19 protein-coding genes are annotated in these 22565 nt (G+C 69.0%); 16 read left to right on the top strand and 3 right to left on the bottom strand.

Features of this window, described 5'->3' with window-relative positions; all coding sequences use genetic code 11:
- Nucleotides 1-67: 67 nt before the first annotated feature.
- Together ITJ43_RS12595 and ITJ43_RS12590 are read left to right on the top strand one after the other, a co-directional pair.
- The gene (locus ITJ43_RS12595; protein WP_194584197.1) at nucleotides 68-799 is read left to right on the top strand and encodes an HAD family hydrolase; all 732 of its coding nucleotides are present in this window, start codon (nucleotides 68-70) and stop codon (nucleotides 797-799) included.
- A 20-nt stretch (nucleotides 800-819) separates the two neighbouring features.
- A complete protein-coding gene (locus tag ITJ43_RS12590) occupies nucleotides 820-3372 on the top strand; it encodes a glycoside hydrolase family 65 protein (RefSeq protein ID WP_194584196.1) in 2553 nt (850 codons plus the stop codon).
- A gap of 123 nt (nucleotides 3373-3495) precedes the next feature.
- Here ITJ43_RS12590 and ITJ43_RS12585 read toward each other — a convergent pair whose 3' ends face one another.
- Both ITJ43_RS12585 and ITJ43_RS12580 read right to left on the bottom strand, forming a co-directional pair.
- Nucleotides 3496-4206, bottom strand: a complete 711-nt coding sequence (locus ITJ43_RS12585) for a helix-turn-helix domain-containing protein (RefSeq protein WP_194584195.1) — start codon at nucleotides 4204-4206, stop codon at nucleotides 3496-3498.
- Nucleotides 4199-5686 (bottom strand): APC family permease, encoded by a 1488-nt coding sequence (locus ITJ43_RS12580; protein ID WP_194584194.1) that lies wholly within the window; start codon nucleotides 5684-5686, stop codon nucleotides 4199-4201. The genes ITJ43_RS12585 and ITJ43_RS12580 overlap by 8 nt, the downstream gene beginning before the upstream one ends.
- Nucleotides 5687-5892: 206 nt before the next feature.
- Between ITJ43_RS12580 and ITJ43_RS12575 the strand changes: the two genes are divergently transcribed.
- From ITJ43_RS12575 to ITJ43_RS12565, 3 genes are read left to right on the top strand one after another with little or no spacing between them, the layout of a single operon-like run.
- Nucleotides 5893-7368: an APC family permease gene (locus ITJ43_RS12575; RefSeq protein WP_194584193.1), complete on the top strand. Its 1476-nt coding sequence runs from the start codon at nucleotides 5893-5895 to the stop codon at nucleotides 7366-7368.
- Between the two features lie 24 nt (nucleotides 7369-7392).
- A complete protein-coding gene (locus tag ITJ43_RS12570) occupies nucleotides 7393-9381 on the top strand; it encodes a primary-amine oxidase (RefSeq protein ID WP_194584192.1) in 1989 nt (662 codons plus the stop codon).
- Nucleotides 9350-9955 (top strand): hypothetical protein, encoded by a 606-nt coding sequence (locus ITJ43_RS12565; protein ID WP_194584191.1) that lies wholly within the window; start codon nucleotides 9350-9352, stop codon nucleotides 9953-9955. Before ITJ43_RS12570 ends, ITJ43_RS12565 begins: the two co-directional genes overlap by 32 nt.
- Before the next feature lie 7 nt (nucleotides 9956-9962).
- Here the strand turns inward: ITJ43_RS12565 and ITJ43_RS12560 are convergent, their stop codons facing one another.
- Nucleotides 9963-11096 (bottom strand): NAD(P)-binding domain-containing protein, encoded by a 1134-nt coding sequence (locus tag ITJ43_RS12560; RefSeq protein WP_194584190.1) that lies wholly within the window; start codon nucleotides 11094-11096, stop codon nucleotides 9963-9965.
- A gap of 72 nt (nucleotides 11097-11168) precedes the next feature.
- Here ITJ43_RS12560 and ITJ43_RS12555 point away from each other — a divergent pair, with 72 nt between their 5' ends.
- The 11 genes from ITJ43_RS12555 to mqo all read left to right on the top strand — a co-directional run bounded on the left by ITJ43_RS12555 (nucleotide 11169) and on the right by mqo (nucleotide 22561).
- Nucleotides 11169-13295, top strand: coding sequence for a DNA polymerase III subunit gamma and tau (locus ITJ43_RS12555; RefSeq protein ID WP_194584189.1), 2127 nt, complete (start codon nucleotides 11169-11171; stop codon nucleotides 13293-13295).
- Between the two features lie 3 nt (nucleotides 13296-13298).
- Nucleotides 13299-13892, top strand: a complete 594-nt coding sequence (gene recR / locus ITJ43_RS12550) for a recombination mediator RecR (RefSeq protein WP_194584188.1) — start codon at nucleotides 13299-13301, stop codon at nucleotides 13890-13892.
- Nucleotides 13892-14818, top strand: coding sequence for a DMT family transporter (locus ITJ43_RS12545; protein ID WP_194584187.1), 927 nt, complete (start codon nucleotides 13892-13894; stop codon nucleotides 14816-14818). Before recR ends, ITJ43_RS12545 begins: the two co-directional genes overlap by 1 nt.
- Nucleotides 14819-15029: 211 nt before the next feature.
- Nucleotides 15030-15440 (top strand): hypothetical protein, encoded by a 411-nt coding sequence (locus ITJ43_RS12540; RefSeq protein ID WP_194584186.1) that lies wholly within the window; start codon nucleotides 15030-15032, stop codon nucleotides 15438-15440.
- The gene (locus tag ITJ43_RS12535) at nucleotides 15437-15943 is read left to right on the top strand and encodes a serine/threonine-protein kinase (protein ID WP_194584185.1); all 507 of its coding nucleotides are present in this window, start codon (nucleotides 15437-15439) and stop codon (nucleotides 15941-15943) included. Before ITJ43_RS12540 ends, ITJ43_RS12535 begins: the two co-directional genes overlap by 4 nt.
- Nucleotides 15944-16026: 83 nt before the next feature.
- On the top strand, nucleotides 16027-16350 hold the full coding sequence (locus ITJ43_RS12530; RefSeq protein WP_228495860.1) for a hypothetical protein: 324 nt from the start codon (nucleotides 16027-16029) through the stop codon (nucleotides 16348-16350).
- 276 nt (nucleotides 16351-16626) lie between these two features.
- Nucleotides 16627-17406: a phosphate ABC transporter ATP-binding protein gene (locus tag ITJ43_RS12525; RefSeq protein ID WP_416361078.1), complete on the top strand. Its 780-nt coding sequence runs from the start codon at nucleotides 16627-16629 to the stop codon at nucleotides 17404-17406.
- Nucleotides 17403-18194, top strand: a complete 792-nt coding sequence (locus tag ITJ43_RS12520) for a lytic transglycosylase domain-containing protein (RefSeq protein ID WP_194584184.1) — start codon at nucleotides 17403-17405, stop codon at nucleotides 18192-18194. Before ITJ43_RS12525 ends, ITJ43_RS12520 begins: the two co-directional genes overlap by 4 nt.
- A gap of 155 nt (nucleotides 18195-18349) precedes the next feature.
- On the top strand, nucleotides 18350-19651 hold the full coding sequence (locus ITJ43_RS12515; protein ID WP_194584183.1) for an aspartate kinase: 1302 nt from the start codon (nucleotides 18350-18352) through the stop codon (nucleotides 19649-19651).
- Between the two features lie 184 nt (nucleotides 19652-19835).
- Nucleotides 19836-20915, top strand: coding sequence for an aspartate-semialdehyde dehydrogenase (locus ITJ43_RS12510; protein WP_194584182.1), 1080 nt, complete (start codon nucleotides 19836-19838; stop codon nucleotides 20913-20915).
- 212 nt (nucleotides 20916-21127) lie between these two features.
- Entirely contained in the window at nucleotides 21128-22561 is a 1434-nt protein-coding gene (mqo, locus tag ITJ43_RS12505) for a malate dehydrogenase (quinone) (protein ID WP_267238051.1), read from the top strand.
- The last annotated feature ends 4 nt before the right edge of the window (nucleotides 22562-22565 follow it).

Genomic DNA, 22565 nt, shown 5'->3' with positions numbered 1-22565 from the left:
AAGCGGTGCGGGCCGCAGCGAAGCGCGCTGTCACGACCCGGTCACAGGCGCCCACTACGCTGAGTCCGTGACAGCCGAGCTTCCCGACCTCTGCGCTCTCGACGGTGTTCTGTTCGACCTCGACGGCGTCTTGACGCCGACCGCCGAGGTGCACATGCACGCCTGGCAGACGATGTTCACCGACCTCTTCGTCGCGTGGGGGATCGAACCCCCGTACACAGAGGCGGACTACTACCGCCACCTCGACGGCATGCAGCGCTACGACGGCGTCGCGAGCCTGTTGCGTTCGCGTGACCTCGAGGTGCCGTGGGGCGACCCCAGCGACCCGCCGACCGCCGACACCGTCTGCGGCATCGGCAACCGCAAGAACGAGTTCTTCGCCCGCGTACTGCGCACCGAGGGGATCGCGCCGTATCCCGGATCGCTGGCGCTCATCGAGCAGTTGCGCGCGGCCGGCACGCCGATCGGCGTCGTGTCGAGCTCGAAGAACGCCGAAGAGGTCCTCGCCGTCGCCGGCATCCGCGACTTCTTCGCGATCGTGGTCGACGGCGTCGTCTCCGCTCGCGACGGCCTGCGCTCCAAGCCCGCCCCCGACATGTTCGCCGCCGGTGCCCGGGCACTGGGCGTCGACCCTGCGCGCAGCGCCGCGATCGAAGACGCGCACTCGGGTGTGGCCTCGGCGGTCGCCGCCGGTTTCGGCCTAGTCGTGGGCGTCGATCGCGGTGCGGGCGCGCAGGCTCTCCTCGACCTCGGCGCGACGCTCGTCGTCGACGACCTCTCGGCATTCGTCACCCCATGACCGCCCGGAACCACGAAGGGATGCACACTTTGGATCGCGATCGTTTCCCGGTCGACCCGTGGCGTCTGGTCGAAAAGCGCTTCTCGCTCGACGACGTCGGTGTCACCGAGACGCTGTTCGCGCTCGGCAACGGGTATCTCGGGTTGCGCGGCAACCAGCCGGAGGGGCGGTACGCGCACGAGCACGGTACCTTCATCAACGGCTTCCACGAGATCTTCCCGATCCGGCACGCCGAGCAGGCCTACGGTTTCGCCGAGGTCGGCCAGACGATCATCAACGCGCCGGATGCCAAGGTCATGCGCGTCTACGTCGACGATGAGCCGCTGTCGTTCGATGTCTCCGACATCCGGGAGTACGAGCGCGCGCTCGATATGCGGCAGGGTGTGATGACCCGCCACGTGCGGTGGATGACGCCCAGCGGCAAGGACGTCGTGGTCGATTTCGAGCGCATGGTGTCGTTCGAAGAGCGCCATCTCGCGATCATGCGAGTGACCGTCACCGTGCTCAACAGCGACGCACCCGTCACCGTGACCTGCCATCTCATCAACCGCCAAGACGGTGAGGACGTCTACGGCGGTGCGGCTCCGGGAAACGGGCGCGCCAAGGGGTTCGATCCGCGCAAGGCCGAGAAAATCGAAGACCGGGTTCTGCAGCCCGAGGAGTACTGGCAGTCGGGTGACCGCGCGGCGCTCGCGTATCGCGTCACGGCGTCCGGGATGACGATCGCGGTCGTCGCCGACCATCTCATCGAGACCGACAACGAGTACTCGTCGCGCACTCTCGTCGAGCCCGACATCGCGAAGAACGTCTACCGCGTGCAGGCCAAGGCCGGCGTGCCGGTGACGGTCACGAAGCTGGTCAGTTATCACACCTCGCGCGGTGTCCCCGCACGGGAATTGGTCGATCGTGGGCGCCGTGCCCTCGACCGGGTCGGCGCCGAGGGCGTCGAGCGGCAGTTCGAACGCCAGCGCGAGTGGATGAGCGCGTTCTGGGATCGCTCCGACGTCGTCATCGGCGGCCGCGACGATCTGCAGCAGGCCACCCGGTGGTGCCTGTTCCAGCTCGCGCAGGCCGCGGCGCGTGCGGACGGGCAGGGGGTTCCCGCCAAGGGTGTGTCGGGTTCGGGATACAGCGGTCACTACTTCTGGGACACCGAGATCTACGTGCTCCCGTTCCTGATGTACACGACCCCGCTGTGGGCACGCAACGCACTGCGGATGCGCTACCTCATGCTTCCGGCCGCCCGGCGTCGGGCCGCTCAGCTGAACGAGGCCGGCGCCCTGTTCCCCTGGCGCACCATCAGCGGCGAGGAGGCCTCGGCCTATTACGCTGCCGGCACCGCGCAGTACCACATCAACGCCGACGTCAGCTTTGCTCTTGCCAAGTACGTGCGCGCGACCGGAGACGACGAGTTCCTTTACCGCGAGGGTGTGGACATCGCCGTGGAGACGGCGCGGCTGTGGGCGACACTCGGCTTCTGGCGCTACACCGAAGACGGCCAGCCCGAGGTGTTCCACATCCACGGTGTCACCGGACCCGACGAGTACACGACGGTCGTCAACGACAACCTCTTCACGAACGTCATGGCGCGATTCAACCTGCGGTTCGCCGCACGGGTGGTGCGCGAGATCGCGGAGAGGGCACCCGAAGAGTACGCGCAGATGGTGCAGCGGCTCTCGTTCGACCCGGCCGAGGCAGACGCGTGGGATGCCGCCGCCGAGGCGATGCACATCCCGTACAGCGAGGGACTCGGCATCCACCCTCAAGACGAGGTCTTCCTCGAGCGCGAGGTATGGGATCTGGAGAACACACCGCCCGAGCAGCGTCCGCTGCTGCTGCACTTCCACCCCCTGGTGATCTACCGCTACCAGGTGCTGAAGCAGGCCGACGTCGTGCTCGCGCTGTATCTGCAGGGCAACCACTTCACCGACGACGAGAAACTCGCCGACTTCGAGTACTACGACCCGCTCACGACCGGCGATTCGACACTGTCTGCGGTGGTGCAGGCCATCCTGGCTGCCGAAGTCGGGTATCAGGACCTCGCGCTGGAGTACTTCTCGCAGTCGATCTTCGTCGACCTCGGCGACCTCCATCACAACGCCGCAGACGGCGTTCACGTCGCATCGGCGGGTGGCGTGTGGACGGCGCTCGTGGCCGGCTTCGGTGGCATGCGCGACCACTACGGTGAGCTGAGCTTCGACCCGCGCCTTCCGAAGGACTGGCCGTCGCTGTCTTTCCGGTTGCAGTGGCAGGGCACGCCGCTGACGGTGGAGGTCACCGCCGACCGGATGCGCGTCGAGGCCGGCCAGGGCCAGCCCGTCTCGTTCTCGGTGCGCGGTGAGCCGCTGGTGATCGAGCCCGGGGCTTCACTCACCGTGCCGCTGCGAGGTCAGGGCCCGATGCTGTCGGGGCGCCCGACGATCAGCGACATCGGCGATGCGCTGCGCGAAGACGGCACGCTGCTGTCGGCATCGGTACCCACCATGACCACGAGCATTCCCGTCATCACGGGCAACGTGCCGGTGGTGAGCGGGTTGCTCGGCGACGACGCGAACCTCGGTATCGACTCCTAGGAGGGCGGCGCGCACCTGCGCGAGTGTGCGGCGATGCACGTCACGGTCTGAGGCCCGCGACGCCTCGTCGCGACCAACTGGGACACCGAGCTTTCCCGTGCCGTCCATGTCGTCGACCGGCGCTCACGCGATGTAGGGAGCGAGGCGTTCTGCAACGGGAGCGAGGCGGGCGAGAACGTCGTCGGCATCCACGACTCGGTGCCGCGGCCCGGCGAAGGCGATTGCTCCCGCGATGCCGCCGTCGGAGCGGTGCAGGGGCACGGCGAGGCAGCCGTAGCCGACGACAGTGGCATCGACGCGACGCACGCCGCCGATGTGCGAGAGCTCGATGCGCGCGGCAGCGGCGACAGATCCGTCATCGCCCGCCGCGAGGAGCATGAGCGCCCCCAGGGCGTAACGCTCCGGCTCACGTGCGAGCCGCACGGGGTCGCTGAACGGGAAGTCCGGGTCTTCGTCCAGAAGCTGTAGGCGACGGTCGTCGTAGGCAGCGACGTGGATGCCGCCACGCATCTCCCCGCGCACGTCGGCGACGATATCGCGCGCGAGCGTGGGGAGACGCCGGGGGACGGCCGCCGCCGCCAGCTGAGCAACCTTCGCGCCCAGCGCGAATCCAGAGAGGTCGGGCGTGCGGACGAGGTACTCGTCCTGCACCAGCAGATTGAGCAGGCGGTAGGTCGTCGCGCGAGGAAGAGTGAGCCGGGCGGAGAGTTCCTTGGCTGTGACTCCGGCGCCGAGCTCCGCGACTGCCTCCAACACCGTGAGCGCGGTATGGATGGCGCGCGGCTGTCGCGCAGAGAGCGCCGGCTCGGCGCGGCCCGCCCGTGTCTCAGCCATCCCGCTGATCCCGCGCGACACCGCCGAGAACGGCGGCGGCGACGGGTACGTCGTACGCCCCCAGAGGACCGAGAGGGCGTCGCAGACGCCACGCGATCAGCACCGTCGAGACAGCCCCGATGCCGGCGGCGACCCACACCGACACGCTTCCAGCCGCCATATCCGCCGCCGCGAAACCGATCACCGCACCCGTGAGGGCGGCGGCGGCGCACACGGCGATCACCGCGACGGTGGGAGTGAGTTCGCCGATGCGGCGGAGGAACAGCGGTGCCGCGACGCAGGCGAACACGTACGACACGATGTAACCGATGCCGCCCACGGCGATCGTGAGATGCATCGCGTCGCGCAGTTCCACCCCGCATCCGACGAGGCTCAGCGGAACGCCGACCACGACGGGCAGTGCGACGCCGATCGCGCCGATCGGCGTCCCGAAGCGCGCGTGCGTGCGCCCGACGACGCGGGGCACGACCCCATCGCGTCCCATCGCGAACAGGACGCGGGCGAGCGCCGTCGTCGAACCGATGGCGCAGGCGAGGAAGGATGCGGCAATGCCGAGATCAGCGATGCTCGCCCACCCCCCGACACCGAAGGCGTCCGCGAGCTCGTTCAGAGGAGAAGCGCTCGCCGCGAAGTCGCGGCCGAGCGCGGCGAAGCCGGCGACCTGCGCGATTGCCGCCAGGAGGTAGAGCAGGAGCGACATCACGACGGTGGCCCGCACCGCGCGGGGGATCGACCGCAGCGGTGCGCGCGCCTCGACGCCAAGCGTTGCCGCGCTCTCGAAGCCGACGTAGGCCGTCAGCGCGATGAGCGCTCCCGCGCCCACGCCGAGCGGTGAGTCCTCGTTGTGCGACGGCAGCAGCGCCCCGAGGTCGATGGAACCCATGCGTGTCAGGAGCACCACGAGCAACGCGACGATGAGCAGCACGGAAGCGACCTCGACGAGCAGGGCCACGCGTGCGGAGATGCGGATGCCGCGCACGAGCACGAGCGCCAGCAGCCCCGCCTCCGCAAGCAGAATCGAGCCGATGCCGAGCGGGCCGTCGACGCTCGGCCACAGAGGTCTCAGCATCAGCGCCGTGTAATACGCGCCGCCGAGGAGCGCGAACATCGCGACCGCGCCGTAGCCGACAACGGCCGCCGCCCCCGTCGCGAGTCCGCCCACCGGGCCGAGCCCGCGCGCTGAGTACGTGTACAGCGCGCCGGATGCTGCGAGCCGATGCGCGAACTGCCCGACCGTCGAGGCGACGAGCAGACTGAGCACACCTGCGAGGAGGATCGACACGATCACCCCGCCCGGGGAGACACCCGCCACCAGAACGGTGACGGTCGTCGCGGCAGCAGCCGGTGCGACGGCGGAGACCGATTGCGCCATCACATCGACGAAACCGACGCTGCGGCGATCGAGGCCGTGCAACGGTGATCGGCCGCCGAAGTCCCGAACGGGCACGGGACTGCGGATCGCGCGCTCCAGTGCGGTCATGGACCCTCCTCGACCGCCGATAGTAGGGCGGCGTCGTTGCCGCGGCAGGTCTGCCGTGTTTCCTGACCGTTTCTCCCGAATGAGACAGCGGGAGCGCCCGGTCCCGTTTCGCGTGCCCAGAGTTTCGCGCAGCCGAGACAGCCGCGTGATCGGACGAGGCGAGTATCGGCTCATCGCTTTTTCCCGGCCCGACTCAGGAGAGCTCAATGACCACACTCGATTCGCCCGCCGAAGCCGCCGCCGGCTCGCCGCGGGCTCTGTCCGGCTCGCTCGGTGCCACCGCCATCGTCTTCATGGTGGTAGCCGCAGCCTCACCGCTGACGGTCGTCGGAGGGGCGGCGCCACTCGGCATCCTTCTCGGAAACGGCGTCGGGTTCCCGGCGCTGTATGCCGTCAGTGCAGTGATACTGCTGCTGTTCTCAGTCGGATTGGCGGCCATGTCGCGTCACATCCCGCGGCCGGGAGCGTTCTTCACCTACGTCGGATACGGACTCGGTCGCTCGACGGGGTTGGCCGCCGCATGGATCGCCATGCTGACGTACACGGCGATCCAGGTATCGGTCTACGGCTACATCGGCTACATCCTCTCCTACACGCTCGCCACCTACACCGGCGTTTCGCTGCCGTGGTGGCTGTTCTCGCTCCTCGTGATCGGTGTCGCCGGCGTCCTGGGCTATCGCCACATCGATCTGTCGAGCAAGGTGCTCGCAGTCCTGCTCATCGCCGAGGTGGGAGTGGTCGTGGTGCTGGTCGTGGTCGTCCTCTTCCGTGCGCCGGAGGGCTTGAGCCTCGCACCTTTCGCCCCGACAGCGATCGCAAGCGGCTCACCCGGCGTCGGTCTGATGTTCGCCATCGCGGCGTTCATCGGATTCGAGGCGACGGCCATCTTCCGCGACGAGGCTCGCGATCCTCACAAGACGATCCCGCGTGCGACCTACATGGCAGTCATCGGCATCGGCGTCTTCTACACGGTGGCCTCATGGGGGCTGGTGATGGCATGGGGACCGAGCGGCGTCGTCGACGCGGCAGCGGCTGATCCCGGCAGCCTCATCCTGCGGACCATGGCCACCTACCTCGGAAACGCGGGGGAGATCATCACGAACGTGCTGCTGATCACGTCGATGTTCGCGTGCGTGCTGTCGTTTCACAACGTGATCACGCGCTATCAGCACTCCATGGCCACGGCCGGCGTGCTGCCCGAGCGGCTGTCGGGCGTGCACCACCGTCACCTGTCGCCGCACGTCTCGTCTCTCGTCCAGAGCGCCACGGCCGCCGTCCTGGTCGTCGTGTTCGCCCTGTTTCAGCTGGATCCGGTGCTTCAGGTGTTCACCTGGTTCGCCGGTGTGGCCACGCTCGCGATCGCGATCCTGATGGCTGTGACCTCGGTCGCCGTGATCGCGTACTTCACGCGTACCCGCATCGATCGCCGCCTGTGGAACACGATGGTCGCTCCCGCTCTCGGGTTCGTCGGGCTCGTGCTGTCGGCGGTGCTGATCGTCGCTTACTTCCCGATCATGGTCGGCGACGTGGATGCCGACGGTGCGCCCGGCTTCGGCGGCCTCAGCTGGTTCCTCTTGGCATTGGTCGTCGTCTTCCCGCTCGCGGGGTACGCCCAAGCGGCCTGGATCCGCGCGCGCCGCCCCGCCGCCTACACCAAGCTCACCGATGCCATCGCAGCCTGACCCGAACGATCAAGGAGATCTCTCATGACCCTCACCGACGTCACCGCGAGCGGGTTCACCGCCCCCGCCGCTCCCGCGCACCCGCTGTCTTCCCTGACCGCGGCAGAGATCGAGGCGGTGCGCGCGGTCGTGCTCGCCCTTCCCACCACCACCGATCGGCTGCGATTCGCATATGTCGGGCTCGAAGAGCCCGCGAAGGACGCGATCCTCGCCTGGGAGGCGGGCGGGCTGCTTCCCGAACGGCGGGCGCGTGTGCAGGTGCTCGACATGAGTTCCACGCGTTCCACCGATCTGCTGATCTCGCTCGCCAGCGGGGCCGTGGTTCGTGAAACCGTGCTCGACGGCACCGGCGGCCAGTTGCCGATCCTCGATGCAGAGTTCGAGGAGGTGGGACTGATCGCCAATGCGGACGACGGATGGCTGGCGGCGCTCGCCGCCCGAGGTCTCAGCGTCGATGAGGTCGTCCTGGTTCCGCTCTCCGCCGGCCACTACGGCTACCCGGCCGAGGAGGGAAGGCGCATCCTGCGCACTTTCGCCTTCCGGCAGGACCACCCTGCCGATCACCCCTGGGCGCACCCCGTGGACGGGCTCACCGCGTACATCGACGTCGCCGCTCGTCGCGTCATCGAGATCGTCGATACCCCCGGTTTCGCCGTTCCCGAGACCAGCGGCAACTTCGACGACCCCGAGTTGCAGGGCGCGCCGTTGGAGGGGCTGAAGCCCATTGTGATCACCCAGCCCGAGGGCGCCAGCTTCACCGTGCAGCACGAGCACGTCACCTGGGGTGACTGGGACCTCCGCATCGGTTTCGACACTCGCGAGGGCCTGATCCTTCGTCAGCTGAGTTTCCAAGGGAGGCCGGTCATGTACCGCGGATCGATCAGCGAGATGGTCGTCCCTTACGCCGACCCGGCTCCCAACCGCTTCTGGCAGAACTACTTCGACACCGGTGAGTACCTCTTCGGCCGGTATACGAACGAACTCGAGCTGGGCTGCGACTGCGTCGGTGACATCACGTACGTAGACGCCGTGCTCTCCGACGAGCTGGGGGCGCCCCGCACCGTCCGCAATGCCGTGTGCATGCACGAGGAGGACTTCGGTTCGCTCTGGAAGCACACCGACATCTTCACCGGATCGAGTGAAGTGCGCCGCCAGCGCCGGCTCGTCATCTCGTTCTTCACCACCGTCGGCAACTACGACTACGGCTTTTTCTGGTACCTGTACCTCGACGGCACTATCGAGTGCGAGGCGAAGCTCACCGGCATCCTCTTCACGTCCGCCTACCCGGGGGAGGACTACCCGTTCGCATCGCAGGTCGCGCCCGGATTGGGCGCGCCCTATCATCAGCACCTCTTCTCGGCGCGACTGGACATGACCGTGGATGGACTGGCGAACGTCGTGAACGAGATCGACGCCGTCCGTGTGCCGATCTCTGCGACGAACGCCGCAGGCAACGCCTTCACGAAGAAGGTCACCCCGATCACCTCGGAAATGGTCTCCGGACGCGTCGCGGACGGTGCCGTGAACCGCGTGTGGCAGATCGCCTCGACCGAGCACACCACGTCGCTCGGCCAGCCGACGTCGTACGTGCTGTTCCCGACGGAGACGCCCGTGCTGCTGGCCGACGATGCATCGTCGATCGCCGCCCGTGCGACGTTCGCGACGAAGAACCTCTTCGTGACGAAGTACGACCCCGATGAGCGCTACGCCGCGGGCGACTTCGTCAACCAGCACCCGGGCGGCGCCGGCATCCCGGCCTTCATCGCGGGCGATGAGCCGCTCGTGGGCGAAGACCTGGTGCTGTGGCACACGTTCGGGCTCACGCATTTTCCGCGCAACGAGGACTGGCCGGTCATGCCGATGGACTACGCCAAGTTCACGCTCAAGCCGTACAACTTCTTCGAGCGCAACCCCGCGCTGCACGTGCCGGCGCCCGTGTCCGCGCACTGCGCGCCCGGTCACGGGCATGGCGGTCACGGGCATGACCACCACGGGCACGACCACCACGGCTGACGTTGTGAGCCTGCATCTGCTCTCGCTCGTGCCCGCCGCCTTCGGCCTGTGCTGTCTCGCAGCCGATCGGCGGCGGGCCCGCGCCCTCGAATTCGCAGCCGCCGTCATCATGATGGCCGCGATGGCGGACACGGCGTTCGGTCGGCTCGTGCCGACCGTGTGGTGGTCCGCTGTGCTGCTCGCCACCGCGCTGATCCTGGCCGTGCTGCGCGGCCGAGCCCGCTCGCCGCGTGCGATGCCCCTGCCCGGCGGGGGCGCGCACGGCCCGGCGTCGCTCACGGGATCCGCGACCGGTGCCGTCATGGGCGTGCACACGGGAAGCGGACTCATCGTGATGGCGACGCTCCTGCTCGCGATGGTGGGCGACGGTGCGGCGGTCGCGGGCGGTCACCATCACGGAGCGTCGATCGCGGGTCTGCCCGCCGTCGGGGTGACGCTGACGTTCGCCTATGTGATCGGCTCGGTCGTCGTCGCCACCCGCGCCCGCTCGAGGCTCGATCGCGCGCAGTACCTCGCCATGGCGTCATCGGCAGCGATCATGGCGCTCGCGGCGGCGGTGCCTTCGACGTCCTGAGCTGTCGTCACCGACCGACGGGCGTGACGGTCTCCGACTCCGCGACGGCGGCCGCACGGTCGGCGACGATCGCCCGCACCGCGTCGCGGCCGGCGCGGTTGGCGCCCACCGTCGACTGCGACGGGCCGTAGCCGATGAGGAATAGTCGGGGCTCATCGAGCGCGCGTCCGTTCGCGACGCGGACTCCTCCGGCCGCCGTGCGCAGCCCCAGCGGGGCCAGGTGGGCGATGTCGGCGCGAAAGCCGGTGGCCCAAAGGATCACGTCGGCGGGTTCGAACGTCCCATCCGGCATGCGCACGCCGTGCTCTTCGATGCGCGTGAACATCGGATGCCGCACCAGCACACCCCGCTCGTTCGCCGCCCGTGCCCAGGGCGTCCAGTGCTGACCGGTCACCGAGATCACGCTGCCCGGCGCTTCGCCGCGGCGCACGCGCTCCTCGACCCCCGCGATCGCCGCCACGCGTGCGGCCGTGTCGAATTCGGCGGCATCCCACCGCACCTCGCGCCGCGTCACCCAGAACGTGTCGGCGACGCGGGAGATCTCCTCGAGCAGCTGCACGGCCGACACGCCCGCGCCCACGATGATGACGCGACGCCCGACGAACTCGTCGGATGTCGCGTAGTCGTGCACGTGCAGTTGGCGACCGGCGAAGTCGTCCTGGCCGGGGTAGTGCGGCCAGAACGGACGTCGCCAGGTCCCTGTCGCGTTGATGACGTGACCCGCCCACCACATGCCCTGGTCGGTGTCGACTTCGAGAAGACCGTGGGGATCGTCGTCGACGCGGCGCACCGCCCTGACGACGACGGGGCGGTGGACCCGCAGGTCGAAGCGCCGCTCGTAGTCGGCGAAGTAGGCCGGAAGGACATCCCGGCTGGCCGCCGCAGGATCGGCCGGCGGCACCGGCGCGCCGGGCAGCTCGTGGATGCCGTTGACCGTCGCCATGCGCAGCGAGCGCCAGCGGTGCTGCCAGGCGCCGCCCGGCGCGGTGTCGGCGTCGAGCACCACGAAGGTCGGGGCCGTCCCGTCGCCGGGTGAGGGCACGAAGCCCCGCCGCCGCAGGTGATAGGCGGCCGAGAGTCCGGCCTGCCCGGCGCCGATGACGACGACGTCCACCGCACGGGCGGGCAGAACGCTGGTCATGCTCAGCACAACGCCCGGGCGGTGCGGATGTTCCCGTGCCCCCGTGTCGGTGCCACGCCGTAGTCTGTTGGGGTGACCACCGCCCTGTACCGCCGCTACCGTCCGGAGACGTTCGGCGAGATGATCGGGCAGGCGCAGGTCACCGATCCGTTGATGACGGCGCTGCGCGGTGATCGCGTCGGACACGCCTACCTGTTCAGCGGGCCGCGCGGATGTGGAAAGACGACGTCGGCCCGCATCTTGGCGCGGTGCTTGAACTGCGCGGCCGGCCCCACCGACACCCCGTGCGGCGTCTGTGACAGCTGCGTCGAGCTCAGCCGCGGCGGCAGCGGATCACTCGACGTCGTCGAGATCGACGCGGCATCCCACAACGGCGTCGACGACGCCCGTGACCTGCGCGAACGCGCGATCTTCGCCCCAGCGCGCGACCGGTTCAAGATCTTCATCCTCGACGAAGCGCACATGGTCACCGCTCAGGGATTCAATGCGCTGCTCAAGCTCGTCGAAGAGCCGCCCGAGCATGTCAAGTTCATCTTCGCCACGACGGAGCCCGAGAAGGTCATCGGTACGATCCGCTCGCGCACCCACCACTATCCGTTCCGGCTCGTCGCCCCTGCCGCCATGCTCGAATACGTCGAGCAGTTGTGCGCGCAGGAAGGTGTGCAGACCGAGGCCGGTGTGCTTCCGCTCGTCGTTCGCGCCGGCGGCGGCTCGCCTCGCGACACCCTGTCTTTGCTCGATCAGCTCATCGCCGGTTCCGACCCTGTCGAGGGTTCCGATACGGCGATCGTGCGGTACGAGCGCGCCGTGTCGCTGTTGGGATACACGCACGCCGCTCTGCTCGACGAGGTCGTCACGGCGTTCTCCGCCCACGACGCCGGTGCGGCGTTCGCGGCGATCGATCGCGTGGTTCAGACAGGGCAGGATCCCCGCCGTTTCGTCGACGACCTTCTCGAACGCCTCCGCGACCTCATCATCGTGGCCGCCACGGGGGAGGGGGCGGGAGCCGTGCTCCGCGGCATCCCGGCCGACGAACTGGAGCGGATGGGGCGCCAGGCGTCTGCGTTCGGTACCGACCGGCTCTCGCGCATCGCCGATCTCGTCGTCGGTGCTCTCGACGACATGAGCGGTGCCACGTCGCCGCGCCTGCAGCTCGAGCTGCTCGTCGCCCGCGTCCTCGCCCACACCGGCGCCACCGCGACGTCGCCCGCTCCGGCCGTCGCGCCCGCCTCCGCCTCGACCCCGGCTCCTCCCGCCCCGGTCGTTGAGCGAGAGAGCGCAGCGACCGAGTCGAAACGTCCCGAGCCCGAGCCCCAGGTCCCGCCCGCGGTCGAGGCGCCAGCGCCGGTGACGCCCTCCGGGCCGGTCACGCTCGCGCAGATCAGCGACGCCTGGCCTGAAATTCTGCAGCGGCTCGAGCCGGTGAGCCGCTCGTCGTGGATGATCGCCACCGACGCTACTGCGGTGGCGTATGCCGATGAGGTGCTCACCCTGAGCTTCCGCACCCAGGCGGACGTCGCCGCGTTCAAGAAACTCGCCGCGGGGAAGGGCCCCAGCGAAGACCTGCGCGGCGCGATCCGTGAGGTCCTCGGCATCCGTGTGAAGTATGTCGCCCGCTTCGACGCCGACCCACCCGTCGGCCCCTCGGCACCCGTCGAGGGTGGCGAGCCCGCGCCGTCCGCGCCCCCCTCCGCGCCCCCGGCCTCACCGTCGGGCGGCTCCTCTGGTCGACCGAGCGGATCCGTCGGGCGCGGCGCTGCGGCGCCCTCGGTGGCGTCGGCGTCGGCAGCTCCCGTCACCGAGTGGGCCGTCGCCCCCATTCCCACCGACCCCACTGACCCCGCCGCCTCCGCGGCGACGATGGCGGTCGGGCTCGCGGTCGACGATGAACCCGAAGACGTCTCCGCCGCCCCTGCCCCCGTCCGCACGCTCACCATGCCGCGCGAGGAGGTGGAATCGCCCGCTCCGTCGGCGTATGCCTACACCGACGACGACGCGCCCGACGACGACGAGTTCCCGCCACCGATCGAGGACGCCCCGATCCCACCGCGGGCGCCGGTCGCCGTCGAGCGCACCGCGCCCCCCCGCGCCCCGCGCGCCGGAGGTATCGAGCGGGTCGGCGAAGCCGTGGTGCGCCAGGTGCTGGGTGCGACGTTCGTGCGCGAAGAGCCCTACGCGCCCCCGACGAGGTTCAACTGATCCATGTATGACGGCATCGTCCAAGACCTGATCGACGAGTTCGGGCGCCTCCCCGGCATCGGCCCGAAGTCGGCGCAGCGCATCGCCTTCCACATCCTGCAGACGCCCACCTTCGACGTCGCGCGTCTGTCGCAGCTGCTCGGTGAACTGCGTGCACGCGTGCGCTTCTGCGAGATCTGCGGCAACGTGAGCGAGCAGGAGCGGTGCGCGATCTGCCGTGACCCGCGCCGCGATCCCACGTTCATCTGCGTCGTCGAAGACGCGAAAGACGTCTCCGCGATCGAGCGCACCCGCGAGTTCCGCGGTCTGTATCACGTGCTCGGTGGAGCGATCAGTCCCATCGCGGGCATCGGCCCCGACGATCTGCGCATCACGCAACTCATGCAGCGTCTGGCCGACGGCACCGTGCAGGAAGTGATCCTCGCCACCAACCCGAACCTCGAGGGGGAAGCAACCGCGACCTACCTCAGCCGCTTGCTGCACACCCTCGAGATCAGCGTCACCCGCCTCGCGTCGGGCCTTCCCGTGGGTGGCGATCTCGAATACGCGGACGAGGTCACACTGGGTCGGGCGTTCGAGGGGCGTCGGAGCATCTGATGTCAGCGGCCGTTTCCGGCCGCGCGTGGGCCCCCTACGGGCTGATGGCAGTGCTGTGGGGCATTCCGTACCTGTTCATCAAAGGGGCGGTCGACTCGCTGTCACCCGCCGCGATCGTCGCGGGGCGGACCCTCCTGGGCGCCGCGATCCTGCTGCCGATCGCACTGCACCGCCGCGCCCTGCGCCCGGCTCTCGCTGTCTGGCCGTGGGTGCTTGCGTTCGGAGCGATCGAGATGGCGGGCCCATTCCTGCTACTCGGGCACGCGGAGCAGACCCTGCCGTCCGGTCTCACTGGACTGCTCGTCGCGACGGTGCCGCTCTTCGCGACGGGCATCGCTCTCGTGCGCGGCGATCGGTCGGTCCTCTCGCCCGCGCGAGCGATCGGTCTCGTCGTGGGTTTCGCCGGTCTCGTGGTGATCGTCGCCGGGCCGGGGCTCGCCGTCGCCGAGCCGGCCCCGGCGCTGGGTGCCATCGGTCAGGTGCTGCTCGTGGCCGTGCTGTACGCCACAGCGCCGTTCATCATCGCCACCAAACTCGCCCACGTGCCGTCGCTCGGCACGATCACGCTTTCTCTTCTCGCCGTGGGCGTGGCCTACCTCCCGTTCGCTCTGCTGACCCAGCACGAGCTGCCGACGGTGCGCAGCGGCCTGTCGCTCGTTGCGCTCGGCATCCTGTGCACGGCACTGGCGTTCCTCGGTTTCTTCGCTCTCATCGGCGAGGTCGGCCCGGTGCGTGCCCCGCTGTTCACCTACGTGAACCCGATCGTCGCGATCCTTCTGGGCGTCCTTCTGCTGGGCGAGCCCCTGTCGCCCGGGTTGCTCCTCGGCTTTCCGCTCGTGATCATCGGCTGCTGGTTCGCGGCCAGCGGGGGACGCCTGCGCCCACGGCACCGCAGCGACGAGCCGCTGCCGCCGGTCGCGCTGTAGCGACACGGCACGCTGGCAACCTCTCGTCCGAGAGATCGATGCCGTGCGTTCATCCGCGCGACGGGAGAGCGTCGTTCAGGGCCGACACTCTTCGATCGCGGCCGTGCGCACGAACTCCGGTCTCGCGAAAGGGAGAATCATGTCCGCGCGGCTTCTCTACGCGCACTTTCCCTCTGCCGGACACAAGATCGCGCTCGAGTGGATGCGCGTTGTGGCGGAGATCGCGGAGAACAGCAGCCTCGGCACCGCACTTCGCACCAATCAGGAACGCCTGACAGCATCCGCACCGGCCCTGGCATGGCGCCTGGTCAGCGAGAATCGTCGCGAGATCGCCCGCGGATGCCGCGTATTCGGGGACGAGGCGTCGGCGAAGTCAGACCTGAAGGCGCTGTTGCGCATGACGGACGCGTTCGAGATCCACACCAGTCCGGCGCCGCGATTGCGCAGCACCGGGTGGTTCGTCAGCGCGGGCGATCAGCTCCTGATGATGGGGGCACGTCGCTACGAGAAACGATCCGCGGCGGAAAGCGCGGCGGAATTGGCCGTGCGCCTGATGCGTGATCTTTCCGCCGGGCCGGTGCCCGTGCTGAGGGAGCCACACGACCCGCTCATCCTTCTATGACCGCCGGACTCGTCGCTGGACGGTTCCACCTGCGCCGCCTGCTCGGCAGCGGAGGAACGGCGTCGGTGTTCGAAGCCGACGACGTGCACACCGGGGGCACGGTCGCTCTCAAACTGCTGCACGCGCATCTGGCACACGGTCCCGAGGCCGTGGACGCGTTCTTCGAAGAGGTGCGTGCGGCACAGGCGATCGTGCACCCGAACCTCGCGCAGATTTACGACGCCGGAGTCGACAGCCGCGATCCACCCGTCGTGTGGATCGCGATGGAGCTGGTGCCGGGTGTGAGTCTCGCCGACCACGTTCGAGAACGCGGTGCCCTCGACCTCGCGGACGCCGTGGTCCTCGGACGAACGGTTCTCGACGCGCTCACCGCCGTCCATGCGTCGGGCGTCGTGCACCGCGACGTCAGCCCGGCGAACATCATGTTCGACCCGTCGGAGCGAGCCTCCGTCACCTCCCCGGAGGCGTTCGCGCGGGGCATCCGTCTGCTCGACAAGGTCTGAGCACGTTCGAGGTTCTCGGCGTGCGCTATGCCGGTGACCCTACGCCGCCGGCGCCGGCGCGCGGCGAGAGCCGCCTCATCCTGATGACTGCCCGCGGCGCGCCGTTCGCGCCGTCGGGCATCGCCTACATCGACGCGCGATTGGTCGACAAAGGACAGCCGGCCGGCGCCCGTCAGACCACGCCGATCACCCTGGCCGCATCGAATCAGCCGCTCGCGACCGACACCTCGACCGTCTGGGCGCTCGTGTTCGCCCTGCAGTTCCTCGTCGTCGCGGAGGTCGCGGCCGTGTGGGCGTTCCGAACGGTCGGTCCCCAGAAGACCTGGATCGTGTTCGCCCCCGTCCTGATCCTGGCGTGCATCTTCGTGTGCGATCAGCTCGTTCGCCTTCTCCCCAATCTGCTGTGACTCGGAGCATTCATGTCTGAAGACGTCGAACCGTCCGCCACCGAGCCGGTGGTCCCCGCGCGCGCCGCGCACCGAGCGCAGCGCGGGCAGGCGTCGCGATTTCTGGGTCGCAAGGCCGGCCGCGACCCCCAGCCGACGGTCACGCCGTCGCCGCTCAGCAGCGCGAGCTACACGGTCTCTGCTGACTCTGTCGGCGCTTCGTCGGTCTCTGTGCTCGGAGGCGCCGCTGCAACCGCGGAGCGGTTCGCGGACGCACAGCCCCGTGCGGCCACGCTCATCCCTCCGTCGCAGCTGGAGGCCCGTTCGATCTCCGCCTGGTTCGGCGACCACCAGGTACTCCACGATGTCTCCCTCCAGATGCCTGCCGGTCAGGTGACCGCGCTGATCGGCCCGTCGGGGTGCGGAAAGTCGACCTTTCTGCGCATTCTCAACCGCATGCACGAGCTTGTGCCCTCGGCATCCCTCGCCGGAGAGGTCCGGCTCGACGACGATGACATCTACGACGCCGGGCATCGTCTCGTGGATGCCCGCAAGAAGATCGGCATGGTGTTCCAGAAGCCGAACCCGTTCCCGGCGATGTCGATCTACGACAACGTCGTCGCAGGGCTCACGCTTGCCGGAATCCGGGCGAGCCGCAGTGAGAAGGACGTCCTCGTCGAGACCTGCCTCACCAAAGCGGGGCTCTGGCGCGAACTCAAGGACCGCCTGCGCGCGCCCGGCGGTGGCCTGTCCGGCGGTCAGCAGCAGCGTCTCTGCATCGCACGTTCCCTCGCCGTGAAGCCGCGCGTTCTCCTCATGGACGAGCCCTGCTCGGCCCTCGACCCCACGTCCACACGGGTCATCGAGGAGACCATGAGCGAGCTCGCACGGGAGGTGACGATCGTCATCGTCACGCACAACATGCAGCAGGCTCAGCGCGTCTCGCAGCAGTGCGCGTTCTTCCTCGCCTCGCAGGGGCAGCCGGGGCACATCGTCGAGCACGGCGATACCGACGCCATGTTCGCGTCACCGATAGATCCGCGCACCTTCGACTACGTCAACGGCCGCTTCGGGTGAACCTGCTCGACCGCGCGGCACTGGTCATCGTCGGGGCCGGGATCGTCGGGGCCGCAGCGTGGTGCTTTCAGATCTGTGATGCGCAGACGGAAGGTGTCCGACTATCGTCCGCGTCGGCGCCCACCCCGATCGCGGTCGACATCCGCGGCTCCGGCCCCGCGGCCGCGGCCGCGGCCGAAGAACGGACGCCCGAGGACGCCGCTGGTCGGACCGCGCTCACGACGCCCGATGCCGCCTGGCTCGCGCGTGTCTCCAGGGCGACCGGCATCCCGCCGCGCGCCCTCCGGGCCTATGCGGGCGCCCAGCTGACAGTCATGGCCGAACAGCCGTCGTGCGGCATCGGCTGGAACACCGTCGCCGCGATCGGGTCGATCGAGTCCGATCACGGGCGGCACGGGGGAGCGGTTCTGAGCGAGACCGGCTATCCCAGCCCGGCGATTCGCGGTCCGGCCCTGGACGGTGATGGCGTCGCCGCCGTCGCGGACACCGACGGCGGGCGCGGGGACGGCGACACGATCTGGGACCGCGCGGTCGGACCGATGCAGTTCATTCCCGACACCTGGGCGCGGTGGGGTGCCGACGGCAACGGCGACGGTGTCGCCGACCCGAACCAGATCGACGACGCAGCGCTCGCGACGGCGCGCTACCTCTGCGGGGCAGCCGCGATGACGGATGCCGCGGGCTGGCGCGCCGCCGTGTTCGCGTACAACCACCTCGACACGTACGTCGACGATGTCGCCGCCACCGCGAACCGCTATGCCGTAGCCGGCGCATCGGCGTCCGGCTGACGGGTGGACCGACGGTGCGGCCCGTGCCAGCCCTGCAGCGGGGCGCTGATCCGACCGCCCGTCACATGGCTCGGGAAGCATGCGCCGATCCCTAGGATGGGAAGCGGGGCGCGGCATCCGAGTGCCCGTCGATTTTGTCTTCAGGAGTTCCCCACGTGGCGCTGATCGTCCAGAAGTACGGCGGCTCGTCCGTCGCCGACGCCGAGAGCATCAAGCGAGTCGCCAAGCGCATCGTCGACGCCCGTCGCGCGGGCCACGACGTCGTCGTGGCGGTGAGTGCGATGGGTGACACCACCGATGAGCTCATCGACCTGGCCGCGCAGGTGGCGCCGATCCCCGCGCCCCGAGAGCTCGACATCCTTCTCAGCTCGGGCGAGCGCATCTCGATGGCGCTGCTGGCGATGGCCATCCACTCGATGGGCTTCGAGGCGCGTTCGTTCACCGGCAGTCAGGCCGGCATGATCACGACCGCCGATCACGGCTCGGCGCGCATCGTCGACGTCACCCCTGTGCGCCTCCGCGAAGCACTCGACGAGGGCGCGATCGTCATCGTCGCCGGCTTCCAGGGCTTCAACCGCGACACCCGCGACATCACGACGCTCGGCCGCGGCGGCTCCGACACGACCGCCGTCGCCCTGGCGGCCGCCCTCGACGCCGATGTGTGCGAGATCTACAGCGACGTCGACGGCATCTTCACCGCAGACCCGCGCGTGGTGCCCAAGGCCCGCAAGCTCGAGGTCGTCTCCGCGGAGGAGATGCTGGAGCTCGCCGCAAACGGCGCGAAGGTGCTGTACATCCGGGCGGTCGAATACGCTCGGCGCCACGGTGTCATGATCAACGCCCGCTCCACCTTCAGTTCCGGCCGCGGCACGTTCGTGCTCGGCCCCGGCATGACGGTTCCCGAGAGCCTCGCTCCCGACAGCCCAGAGGAGTCCACCATGGAAGAGCCCATCGTTGCCGGTGTCGCCACCGATCTCGGCCAGGCCAAGATCACCGTCATCGGCGTGCCCGATGTGCCGGGCAAGGCCGCCGAGATCTTCACGGTGATCGCGAAGTCGGGTGCCAACGTCGACATGATCGTCCAGAACGTGTCGGCAGCCGCCACCGGTCGCACGGACATCTCGTTCACGCTGCCCAAGTCGGATGCCGCGACGGCCCTGCGTGCCCTCGCCGGCGCGCAGGCGGGCATCGGTTTCGAGAGCCTCGTGCACGACGACCAGATCGGCAAACTCTCGGTGGTCGGCGCCGGCATGCGCACCCACTCGGGTGTCTCGGCGACCCTCTTCGAGGCGCTGTCGACCGCGGGCGTGAACATCGAGATGATCTCGACGTCCGAGATCCGCATCTCGGTGGTGCTCCGCGGCGACGAACTCGCCCAGGCGGCCCGGGTCGTGCACACCGCCTTCGGACTCGACAGCGACACTGAAGCGACGGTCTACGCCGGCTCCGGCCGCTGAGCCGCAGCCATCGCCGGCGCGGCATCCGCCATCTCTTCCTCATTGCGCCGGCGCCGGCGTTGCCGAGCGCAGGCGAACTGCCCGGGGAAGGCAGATATGGCAGGCATCTTCCTGACGTCGGCCGTTCGCCTGTGTTCGGCCGACGATAGAATCACTCAACCCCACTCACCGGCAAGGATCCCTCATGACCCGCATCTCTGACTCAGGACTGAACGTCGCCGTCGTCGGCGCCACCGGACAGGTCGGCACGGTCATGCGCGAGATTCTCGCCGAGCGGTCGTTCCCCATTCGCGAACTGCGCCTGTTCGCCACCGCTCGCTCCGCAGGCACCGCCGTCGAGTTCGGCGGCGAGACGATCATCATCGAAGACGTCGCCACCGCCGACCCGACCGGCATCGACATCGCGCTGTTCAGCGCGGGTGCGACCGGCTCACGCGCGCACGCACCGCGCTTTGCGGAGGCCGGCGCGGTCGTCATCGACAACTCCAGCGCCTGGCGCATGGACCCCGAGGTTCCGCTCGTCGTGAGCGAGGTCAACCCGCACGCGACCGTGAATCCCCCCAAGGGCATCATCGCCAACCCGAACTGCACCACGATGGCAGCCATGCCCGTGCTCAAGCCCCTGGACAGCGCGGCGGGCCTCGAGCGCCTCATCGTGAGCACCTACCAGGCGGTGTCGGGCTCGGGTCTGGCCGGCGCGCAGGAGCTTCTCGGTCAGGTCGAGGGCGTGCTCGCGCAGGGCAATACGCTCGACCTTGTGCACGATGGCTCGGCGGTGGACTTCCCGCAGCCGGAGAAGTACATCGCCCCGATCGCGTTCGACGTCATCCCGTTCGCCGGCAACCTCGTCGACGACGGTGACAACGAGACCGACGAAGAGAAGAAGCTCCGCAACGAGAGCCGCAAGATCCTCGAGCTGCCCGACCTCCGCGTCGCCGGCACGTGCGTGCGCGTGCCCGTCTTCACGGGGCACTCGCTGTCGATCCACGCCGAGTTCCGCGACGACATCACGCCCGAGCGGGCGCGCGAGATCCTGGCATCCGCTCCCGGTGTCGTGCTCGAAGAGGTTCCGACGCCGCTGCAGGCCGCTGGCAACGACCCGAGCTACGTCGGCCGCATCCGCGCCGACCAGTCCGCTCCCGAAGGCAAGGGTCTCGTGCTGTTCATCAGCAACGACAACCTCCGCAAGGGTGCGGCGCTGAACGCGGTGCAGATCGCCGAACTCGTCGCTGCGCGCCTGAGCGCACCGGCCGCGACCGTGTGACTCCCGCGCCCTCCTCGCCGAGACACGACCTGGCGCCCGAGACGCACCGTCGTCCGGAGCGCCAGGTCGTGTCTCGGCGTTATCGGGGGCGAAAGAACCGCGAGAGTTGACGGCGGGCGGATGCCGCGAGTCGCGGAAGCCGGAGAAAACCGCGCCTAGACTGGACCATTGTGAGTGAACCCGTCGACGTCGTCCTGATCGGCGGTGGCATCATGAGTGCCACCCTTGGAGCCCTGCTGAAGCAGTTGCAGCCGGACTGGAAGATCGTCGTGCTCGAGCGCCTCAGCGAGGTCGCCGAGGAATCCTCCAACGCGTGGAACAACGCCGGCACCGGCCACGCGGCACTCTGCGAGTTGAACTACATGCCCGAGGGGGCGGACGGTTCTGTCGACCCTGCGAAGGCCGTCGCGATCAACGAGCAGTTCCAGCAGAGCCGACAGCTGTGGTCCAGCTTCATCGAGCGCGGCATCCTCGATGCCCCCTCGACCTTCATCAACGCCACTCCTCACATGACCTTCGTGCGGGGGGAGAAGGACGTCGCGTACCTCAAGAAGCGCTACGAGGTGCTGCGCACGCAGCCGCTGTTCGAGGGCATCGAGTACTCCGAGGACTCGCGCGTCATCAACCAGTGGGCGCCGCTGCTCATGCAGAAGCGCAAGAAGTCCGACGAGCCTTTCGCGGCCACGCGCGTTCCCGCGGGCACCGATGTCGACTTCGGCGCGCTCACCCGCCAGCTGTTCGCACACCTGCAAGAGCGCGATGTCGAGGTGCTGACCAACCGCGAGGTGCGTAAGCTCCGCAAGAATGCCGACGGCACCTGGAAGGTGTCTTATCGGCACGCGCTCGGCCGCACTCCCGGCACCCTCACGGCGCGCTTCGTGTTCGTCGGCGCGGGGGGCTGGGCGATCAAGCTGCTGCAGTCCTCGCGCATCCCCGAGATCTCCGGCTACGGCGTCTTCCCGATCGGTGGGCAGTGGCTGAAGACCTCGAACCCCGCGATCGTCGCGCAGCACAAGGCGAAGGTCTACTCGCAGGCCTCGGTGGGTGCTCCGCCCATGTCGGTGCCGCACCTCGACACGCGTGTCGTCGACGGCGAGGCGTCGCTGCTGTTCGGCCCATTCGCGACCTTCAGCCCCAAGTTCCTCAAGAACGGTCGCATCACCGACATCGTCGCGCAGGTGCGCCTCGGCAACATCGGCCCCATGCTCAAGGTCGCGGTCGACAACCCGGGTCTCATCAAATACCTCGTCACCGAACTGCTGAAGAACCACAAGAAGAAGGTCGACTCGCTCCGCGAGTTCATGCCCACGGCGAAGGACGAAGACTGGGAGCTGCTGCAGGCCGGCCAGCGCGCGCAGGTCATGAAGAAAGACCCGAAAAAGGGCGGCGTACTCCAGTTCGGCACCGAGGTCGTCACCTCCGCCGACGGCTCGATCGCTGGCCTCCTGGGGGCCTCACCGGGGGCGTCGACCGCGGCATCCATCATGCTGGGCCTCGTTAAGACCTGCTTCCCCGATCGCATCGCCGAGTGGGAGCCCGAGCTGCGCCGCCTCGTGCCCAGCTACGGCTCCACGCTCAACGGCGACCCGGCCGTCGCCGACGCCTCGCTGTCGGAGACGGCGCGCGTGCTCGGCATCAACCGCTGAGTCG

The organism is Microbacterium sp. VKM Ac-2870 (genome assembly GCF_015350795.1).
Lineage (GTDB): Bacteria > Actinomycetota > Actinomycetes > Actinomycetales > Microbacteriaceae > Microbacterium.
The sequence above is the reverse complement of the archived record's forward strand: the minus strand, read 5'-3'. Positions and strand labels throughout refer to the sequence as shown.